The 8,441-nt window shown below is 49.7% G+C and carries 11 protein-coding genes; 7 read left to right on the top strand and 4 right to left on the bottom strand.

Annotated elements, in window-relative coordinates; all coding sequences use genetic code 11:
- Nucleotides 1-130: 130 nt before the first annotated feature.
- The 7 genes from ACKFKF_RS33415 to ACKFKF_RS33385 all read left to right on the top strand — a co-directional run bounded on the left by ACKFKF_RS33415 (nucleotide 131) and on the right by ACKFKF_RS33385 (nucleotide 6,289).
- Nucleotides 131-412: a peptidoglycan-binding domain-containing protein gene (locus ACKFKF_RS33415; RefSeq protein WP_446871688.1), complete on the top strand. Its 282-nt coding sequence runs from the start codon at nucleotides 131-133 to the stop codon at nucleotides 410-412.
- 65 nt (nucleotides 413-477) lie between these two features.
- On the top strand, nucleotides 478-750 hold the full coding sequence (locus ACKFKF_RS33410) for a hypothetical protein (RefSeq protein ID WP_446871687.1): 273 nt from the start codon (nucleotides 478-480) through the stop codon (nucleotides 748-750).
- Between the two features lie 173 nt (nucleotides 751-923).
- Complete coding sequence (locus tag ACKFKF_RS33405; RefSeq protein WP_446871686.1) at nucleotides 924-1,127, top strand: hypothetical protein; 204 nt, start codon at nucleotides 924-926, stop codon at nucleotides 1,125-1,127.
- A 138-nt stretch (nucleotides 1,128-1,265) separates the two neighbouring features.
- Entirely contained in the window at nucleotides 1,266-1,616 is a 351-nt protein-coding gene (locus ACKFKF_RS33400) for a pentapeptide repeat-containing protein (RefSeq protein WP_446871685.1), read from the top strand.
- Nucleotides 1,617-1,733: 117 nt separating this feature from the next.
- The gene (locus tag ACKFKF_RS33395; protein WP_446871684.1) at nucleotides 1,734-3,056 is read left to right on the top strand and encodes a hypothetical protein; all 1,323 of its coding nucleotides are present in this window, start codon (nucleotides 1,734-1,736) and stop codon (nucleotides 3,054-3,056) included.
- Nucleotides 3,057-3,176: 120 nt separating this feature from the next.
- Nucleotides 3,177-3,950 (top strand): S8 family serine peptidase, encoded by a 774-nt coding sequence (locus tag ACKFKF_RS33390; RefSeq protein WP_446871683.1) that lies wholly within the window; start codon nucleotides 3,177-3,179, stop codon nucleotides 3,948-3,950.
- Nucleotides 3,951-3,964: 14 nt separating this feature from the next.
- The gene (locus tag ACKFKF_RS33385; protein WP_446871682.1) at nucleotides 3,965-6,289 is read left to right on the top strand and encodes a S8 family serine peptidase; all 2,325 of its coding nucleotides are present in this window, start codon (nucleotides 3,965-3,967) and stop codon (nucleotides 6,287-6,289) included.
- A 158-nt stretch (nucleotides 6,290-6,447) separates the two neighbouring features.
- On the opposite strand, the gene ACKFKF_RS33380 is transcribed toward ACKFKF_RS33385, so the two are convergent.
- The 4 genes from ACKFKF_RS33380 to ACKFKF_RS33365 form a co-directional block, all read right to left on the bottom strand.
- Nucleotides 6,448-6,585, bottom strand: coding sequence for a hypothetical protein (locus ACKFKF_RS33380; RefSeq protein ID WP_446871681.1), 138 nt, complete (start codon nucleotides 6,583-6,585; stop codon nucleotides 6,448-6,450).
- 286 nt (nucleotides 6,586-6,871) lie between these two features.
- Nucleotides 6,872-7,609, bottom strand: coding sequence for a hypothetical protein (locus tag ACKFKF_RS33375; protein WP_446871680.1), 738 nt, complete (start codon nucleotides 7,607-7,609; stop codon nucleotides 6,872-6,874).
- 21 nt (nucleotides 7,610-7,630) lie between these two features.
- Entirely contained in the window at nucleotides 7,631-8,170 is a 540-nt protein-coding gene (locus tag ACKFKF_RS33370; protein WP_446871679.1) for a hypothetical protein, read from the bottom strand.
- Entirely contained in the window at nucleotides 8,170-8,379 is a 210-nt protein-coding gene (locus tag ACKFKF_RS33365; protein WP_446871678.1) for a DUF4058 family protein, read from the bottom strand. Before ACKFKF_RS33365 ends, ACKFKF_RS33370 begins: the two co-directional genes overlap by 1 nt.
- Nucleotides 8,380-8,441 lie beyond the last annotated feature (62 nt).

Raw genomic sequence — 8,441 nt, 5'->3', positions numbered from 1 at the left:
AACTGGTTTGCTGACTGTTGTTACTGTACTCTATAAACCTGAAATGTGCTGTATATCTTACCGAAGCAAGAGACATTGTTGCTTTGATCAAGCAGCGCTAACCCCCCATCCTTTTAATTAGAGAATCGTCATGGTGAACTCAAAGAAACGCGACATCACACCCATCAATAGCTGTCCGATCTCTTCGAGTTACCCGCAAGGGGTCGCGTTCTTGCAGCAAGGCTCGATCGGAGCAGAGGTCAGCAACTTGCAGGATAGTTTGCAGCAGCGGGGATTTGACCCAGGAGCCATCGATGGCAGCTTTGGTGTCCGCACTCATACCGCAGTGTACAGATTCCAGTCTTCCCAAGAACTATCGCTCACAGGCAGCGTTGATTTAGAAACTTGGCTTGCTTTAGGAAATAGCAGCTAATTCGATAATCTCTCCATTTAGGAATATCTACTTCAGACCAGAACAATCCCCTCATGACACTTCTCATGGATCTATTTCAAACTGCTCCCCTCGATCGTACAGCCCAACTCACGCTAATCGTCAATGCCCAGCCGCTCGGTTTGATTGAGTCACACCCCAATAATCAATGGGTCTTGAGTTTTTCGACAGAACCCGCGCTTGCCTTTCATGCTCCCGAAGAACTGCTCACATTTCTCGATCAGGTCTATGACACAGGTGGGTGGCAGATCGGCATTGACTTTACCACTGCTCAAGAAACTGAGTTCGGTCTTCAGCACGATCGCGGCGCGGAGAGCTAAAGCGATCACATTTCCGATTTTTGTCAGAATCATGTATGTCTGCGCTTGGCGATGCTCACGTAACTTAACGATCGCTTGACACTTCTAGCGATAAGATTAGATTAACCAAAAGGACGTGACAAATAAATAATATTTATCTTTTGTGTAAGAGAAGCTTTACAACAGGAGCCTAAATGATTATCAGTGGTGACTATAATCTCGGTGTTGATGTTGGCACTCGCAACCACAAAGGCACGTTTGTCCGACATACGGCTTACAAGCTAGTGAGAATTGAGCCATCTGGATGGGCTTTCATTTGTCAAGACAACTCCACTTGCCACTATGTTGATCCAGATTCTTTACGGGAAATGCGTCATCCTGCCAGTCAGCAAAGCTAGCAGCAATCAAGGAGCTTGAGCGGAACCAAAGCCTTGTATCCAAACGCTAATCCTAATCTTTCCTAGAGAAAAGTCAGATTGCTGTGGAGATTTCATAGCAATCTGTTTATTAAAGCATTGTTTTGCTACGGGTGAACTATGTTTAATCAACCAGTAGACAGTCTGCGTGAGCTGCTCGTGAGCTATCACGCAGGCATACGCGAGTTTAAAGGAGCTTCTCTGGAGGGCGCGAATTTACAGGGAGTTTGCTTGCAAAGCGCAAATTTAAGCAAGGACAGCTTAACCAGGGCAAACCTCAAAAACGCGGATCTTCAACAAGCGAATTTAACTGAAGCTAACTTGAGTTATGCAAATCTGCAAGGCACTCATCTGGAGGGTGCTAATCTGCGCGGAGCCGATTTAAAGGGCACAAGCTTGAAGCAAGCCATTTTTAGCGGAACAGTTCTGCCGGATGGACGCATCTGCTGGTCTGGACTGACCCGCTGTTAGAGAAGTTCTCTTAGCAGATTCTCACAAATTGTATCGTATTTAACCAAATCAACCCCGAAATCAACCTTCGCTCCGTCATGTTGATAAGTGTCTCTTCAGATTAAGGAGTCTTGAATTATGCCTATCTCATCGCTCAATCGGTTCGATCGCCTTTCCTCGGATCGCCTTTCTCTCGATCGCTTTCCCATTGAACTTTTAAAACCGACTGCTACAGATACTTTTGGAGCAACGGAACCCGACAATAGTGAAATTCGGAAGATTGCCAACGATGTGCTTCAAGCCGTGCAATATTCCTTTGCTTCGGTTGCTGCCAATCCGGATCAAGCCGTCCGTGCCGACACGCTAGAAGAAACCTTTCAGCAGACATTCAAACGGATGGATGCAACTAAGCTAGAGCGAGTGCAGACAAAAGCGGCGCAGTTCGTGAATGCTACGCCAGAATTGCGAACAACGCTATTCGGACGGTATGGACAGCTTGAGAGTAAAGAGTTTGTCGGCATTGGCTTTGACCGCGCCCATGAAGGGCTTACTCCGCTCGCCATTGATCAAAAGCTACTTGGCATCAGAACGTCTCAACTTTCGATTCCTCAAGGCGTTGGGCGAATCGTACCCGAAGGGCTTCTGATTCCGACAGCAAACCTACCTCAAGGGTTTGAAGATTTTGAAGATGCAATGGATATGTCCGCCCACCACGCAGCAGAATCTCAAGTCCATAATGCAGAAAAGCTGCAAGAAATTTGGGGATCAGTCTACTCGTCAGACCCGTTTGCAGGGGCAGGCGGAGATGAGTTTGAGGAGCAAGCTGTTACCGATCGACTAGGATTCTACATCACCCGCATCAAGTGTGTAGATGAGACTAATCCTGAGTTTTGGGGCAGTGACGAAATCGCGATCGCGGGGGTGTCGGTCGATGAAGACGGGGATAGCAAAAAAATTGCTGAAAACTACGTAGGAGGCGGTTTTGATGATGGAGATGAAAGGAACTATTCTCCGAATTGGAACTATCACTGGTTTAGTATGCAAGAGGGCAAATATTGGCCCAAAGCTTACAAAGTTGCGCTGATACTCGCTGAGAAAGACAACGGCGGACTCTCGACTGCCCTCAACACCATCTGGGAAAAAGTCAGCGAAAAAGTGAAAGAAGCGATCGCTAAGGCAGTCTCAGGCGCTCTCGCTCAATATGTTGGTGCTGCCATTTCTAAAGCGATTGGTGAAGCGGTTGCCTGGATCATTGACAAGCTTGTTGGCTGGATCATCAGTGCGTTTCAAGATGACATTTTCCCAGTCTTTACCGCAAGCTGCACTGTACCTAGCTTTAATGCCCGTTGGAACTATCCTAACGGCACTTGGGGAAGTCCAACCTCTAATGTGCGGACTGCTCACTTTTATGGACATGGTGGGCACTACATTGCCGACTACTACTGGAAGCTGTATGCCTAGTCAACCAGCTTGAGCCTGATTAGAAATAGAAAGGGGGAGCAATCTTGCAAACTTTCTTTCTATTTCTGATTTCTCAATCTAAATTCTGGCTAAGTTTAAGCAACAAAGAACTGCCCTTTTATGAGCATTACCCGACTCGCTGTGCCTCAGCTATTGCCAGAGGGCGTTAGTGACCTTCGCAAACTGCTGCGTGACTTTACTGCCGCGACTGAGGGTTCTCAATTGCTTCATTGGGATGTGGCTCTAGACCAAGAGGATGGCTCTGGTGTTCGAGTTGCTCTACTCGACTCTGGCATTTGTTTACGTCATCCTTTGCTGCAAGGTGCCCAGATCTACGCACTTGACTTTATAGGTAGCGGCAGCGTGTCCGATCGCGGCGGACATGGAACCAAAAGTGCTGCATTACTCGTAGGGCAAACCCACTTGCAAGGGCTGGCACCTGCCTGCACCTTACTGTTTGGCAAAGTTCTGGGCGGCGATTCAGGAACTAGCGCCTTTGCGATCGCTCAAGGCATCCAGTGGGCGCTCAGTCAGGGCGCTCAAGTGATTGCGCTTCCTTTGGGTCGGCGGCAGAGTTCGCGGCTTATCAAGCAAGCCGTGCGTCAGGCTCTAGCAAAAGGCTGCAAGATCTTTGCGGCGGCTGGTAATTATGGTGCGGATATCTGCTTATTTCCAGCCTGTTTGCCCGGTGTCGTTGCTGTCTCAGCGACCGATTTGGCGGGTGTCCCTCTGGCTTGGTGCTGCCAAACTCAAGTGGATTGCTATGCGCCTGGGCAGGGTGTCTTTCCTAGCCATCTAGCAGGCGGTAGCAGCATCAATGGTTCATCAGCCGCAACGGTTCTAGCAGCAGGAGTCGCAGCGCTACAGATCGCTAGAAACGCTCGTCGATCTTGAAATGGAGCTTTATTATGAACAGCACTCCACCATTCCAACGGGTATCGCTACAAGAAATTTTATGCTTTGCCTTCAGCCTGAGTCCAGCAGAAGCCCAAACGGTGATTGAAAAACGAACCGTTGTTTCAGCCAAAACGATCTGCGATCGCACCCATTTTGACCGTGGCACAGTCGATCGTGTGTTGCAAAACCCTTCTACCGTCCGGCAACTCCGCTTAAACCCTAATCGCATCACCTCGACTCAAATTGCTCGGATTCCTCACCTCAAATCCGAACGAGCGAAGATTGTGGCACAAGGGCAACCCTATTACGCGATCGCAGAACTGGAAGCAGCGACTAGACTATCACGCGCACTATTAGACCAGCTATTTGTGATTGCTCCGCTAAGCTATCAGGACAAGCAAGCACACAAAGAAATCACGTTGACACCCGTTTTGGGACGCTACCTGATTCCGGCGAAAACTGATTTAGAGGCAACTGATCCCCTGGAATCAACAGGCTATATTGAAGTGTTGCCGTCTGCCTCAGAGTTTGACTTTCGGATTGTGCAGCCCAGTGAATTTGAAGCCGATCCTGCTCCTCATGATCTTAAAGCTGCGTTTGCTGGCAATGTTCATCCCGTCCTGCGAGACGCTGAAGGCTTTGAGCGATATCTCGTGCCCGGATCACTCGATTTGTGGTTTCGATCCGACATTGCTGAAGCTCAGTGTCGATCAATGATTCAAACCTTGGGATTCCAAGTCACCAATGCGACTCCCAAAGTGGGATATTACCGGGTCAGGTTGGGTGTCTTGCCAGACGATCGAGATGTCGTTCGGGCAGTACTAGCAGCGATTGATCGTGCCCAACAGCGAGACGACGTTCTCTTTGCCGAAATCGATCAGGTTGGGTTTGAGGATTTTGGACTGGATCAATCGGTGATCCCAAACGATGAAGAATTTGAAGACTTCGATCGCTTTTGGAACTACAACGCGATTCATCTTTCGGATGCACACCTGATTACAAGAGGATCACCCAACGTCACGATTATCATTATCGATAGTGGCGCTCGTACTGATCATGAAGCACTACAAACTGCATTTCGTTCCGATTGGCAAACTCTAGATCTCAACTTTGATATAGGCGTTTTAGACAGTGAGCGATCGCCCAATGAATCAGTGATTGCACACGGCACAAAAGTTGCGGGGGTGATTGGTCAGCAAAATGCAGCAGCGTCTGCCGTCGCGCCTAATTGCCGCATTCTCCCGATTAAAATTCCGGGTCAGTTTGCGTCTCCGGCTTACGGGTTACGAGCCGCTGCGATTCGTCAGGCACTTACCTATCTTCAGCCTGGAGAGCGGGCAGTCATCAATCTAAGCTGGCGAACGAATGGTGAACACATTGGGATTCGTGAAGCATTAATCGAGGCACAAAACCGTGGGGTTGCCATCGTTGCTTCGGCGGGTAACTATGCCCTAGGCGCTGCCCAACGACCGGATGAACTTCACTATCCATCGGCTCATACCTACCGATATCCGCAGTTAACCAACCTCTGCACAGTGGCAGCCGTTGGAGTCGGCGATCGCAAAGCCAGCTATTCTTACTATGGACAGCAAAGCATTACCGTCGCCGCACCAGGTGGCGAAAAAGGCAGTGCTGGAGCCGGAATTTACACAACCTCAACGCCAGAAAAATACGCCTACACCTGCGGCACATCGTTTGCCGCTCCTCATGTTGCAGGTCTGATTGCGCTGTTATTTTCGGTTAAACCTGACTTAAGTGCCGCCGAAGCGATCGCACTGCTCAAAGACACCGCAGATCCGATCGATACCCTCAACCCACCGTATGCAGGAATGTTAGGTGCAGGTCGGATCAATGCGCGATCGGCGCTAGAGCGGATCACTCCTTTGCAAAATCAAACTCATACGATCGCAGCAACCGCCGGATCACACGGTCAAATGACTCCAATCGGTTCCGTTGTCGTTCAGCATGGCTTTGATCAAACTTTTGCGATCGTGCCTGACCCCGACTATCAAATCATAGAATTGTTAGTAGACGGTAATTCAGTCACCATTGCTCCATCTTATGTCTTCAAAAACATCACAATGACCCACACGATCGCTGTTCAGTTTTCGCTTCAGCAGACCGAACCTAGCCACTATGACACCGCAGGACGACTCAATATTAATCTAGCTACGCTGGCAGAACTGATGACCTTACCCTCGATCGGGAGTTGGTTAGCCGATCGTATTGTGAAATATCGCACGACTCACGGATCTTTTAGCAGCATTTGGGGACTTTCTTTAGCAGGGGTGAGCGCTTGGAGTATTGGACAGATTAAAACCAAGATTACGGCTTGAAGCTCTATGCTTGTGCCCACGAGATACGCAACCAGTGCAAAGGTAAATGCTAGAAACAAGACACAGAGGGGATTCTAAAGTTCGCGTTCTGCGCTAGAAAAAGGCATCGAGCCGTACTGTATGGAGGCAGTTCCCGATGTCAGAAAACAATGTTAGCTTTACTGTAGCAGGTTTGTTCCTAGCAAGGCAATTTCCGCCACACACAGGGCTTCAATCTCTTCTTGTCTATCCAGTTGCAACGATTGAATAAATGCTGCGCTGCGATCGTGGCAGGAGTTTTGCTGAGTGTCATACAAGGCGATCCTCTATCTTACTTGCAGCAGGGGTGCAATTCTGCTGAACATTTAAGGGTGAATTCAAAATAGATAATTGATTTGCTCCAAGTTGCTGGAGTTGTACTGCCCCTCTAGAACATTGCGTCCATTTGCAAGGGACAAAGTGAAGCGCTGCTCGAAGGTGTATAAATGAAATACGCCCTAGCCTATTTCTGCTCCAACAGTTCCTCTCCTAACGAAAGCGCTCGGTGTGGCTTATTCATCTTCAGCAGTCCCGTGCCACTACCATCAATTGAGACTTCAATAACTAGCCTTGCCTAATCCAAAGGGTTTCTACTTGATAAAACGCTCCCCGCTGCTCCAGAATGTATTCACCCAGTAACAGCGCCAACCAAGTTTGCACGGAGATCGTTCCTAGTTCCTCCTCTTTCTCCTGACTCCTCTCCTGAATCGCCCTCGCCAGTTCCAGAAACCGCATCGACTGCTCTGGCTGGGAAGCAAAACACTGCTGAATCGCCTCATCCCACGCCTGAACATTCTCACTGTGCGCCAAGGAGATTGCTTGCTCAAAGGTTTGCGGCAAAGCAAACTCAACTTCCGCCTCCAACGCCTCCAGAAGCACAGCTTGATCCAGTTCCACCACCACAGAGCGACCATCATCAGGAAACTCAGCTTGGGTAACATCCGGAGTTATTCTCGGCGGCACAGAGGGCGCTTCCACAAATTGCTCAAAGTTCACCTGCATCGACTGCCGCACAAAGTGATCGAACGCCCTAGGCGGCATCACCGGGCCTTCTACATTACCAAGTTGCTCTAGTTCTGAAATAGTCAACCAGGCGCGGTCTTGAACGATTTGAGCCAGACGGGAGATTGCCTCTCCTGCCAGTTTCAGTTGAGCGCGCACACTCAGCACTTCGAGCGCACTGTCCAACGATGTCCAAATCTGCGCCAAATCTGCCTCCTCTGGCACCGCTTCCGCAACGTCGAGAACCTCCCAGAGATCCAGTTGGACGATCGACGCATTACCCTGCCGCTTACGAGTCATCCAACTGCCTCATTGAGGTTTCTACGGACAAGCTTGAGGGGCGAGTTCCTCTAGGGCAGCAAACTTGCGAACGCCATACAGCTCCGTCAGCTTCTGCAACAATCGCTCCACATAGACTTCGACCTGCCGGGGAGTGAGGGTTGCACAAGCAATGGGTGCAATGTCCGCTTCCTTCTGAGCGCCGCGCCAGATTTCTCCTGCGATCGCCACCAGCGGCGCATCCACGGCACGACGATACACTTGCAGCACCGCAGAATAGCCGATATCCGGTAACTGAGTCTCAAACTGAATCTGCTTGATGCCAGGGTGTTCTCGAATCTGGGCGATCGTCCCTTCCTCCAAAGGCTGATCCGTCAACTGAACCGTGATTCTGCCTTGTTGTGCCCAGCGTTTTTGATTGCGTTGTTGATTGCGTCTATCGCGATGTCGAGCATACGATCGTCGATTGGGGCAAACTCGTGAATCCCAGCAGCCATCTCCCGCCTCGCCGTGTAGCTGCTTTGCCTCGATCGCAGGCAACTTCGCGCACAGACGACACTTTTCCGGCAACGCTTTCGGCATTAGGGACTCCGCAGCGGGGCTAACAAGTCATCCACCCATTGTTGGTTCTCAACTGAGAGTTTTGGCGGCGGTAGCGGCTGACGATAATCAATTCGCAAGTCATAACTGGCTCGGTCATAGACTCCGCTAAACACGTCCTGCAAATTCACCCCTAACTCGTCGTCGCCTAATTTGAGGGGCAGTAGAAAACTTGGAATAGGTTCTTGCAAGGTGAAGCCCTAAGTACAGGACAAAAGCTTGCAAAAACTAAGCAGGAAAGGGTTTCATGAGA

Source organism: Phormidesmis sp. 146-12 (genome assembly GCF_052939495.1).
Note: the sequence above shows the minus strand (reverse complement) of the source record. Positions and strands in the feature narration are given on the sequence as shown.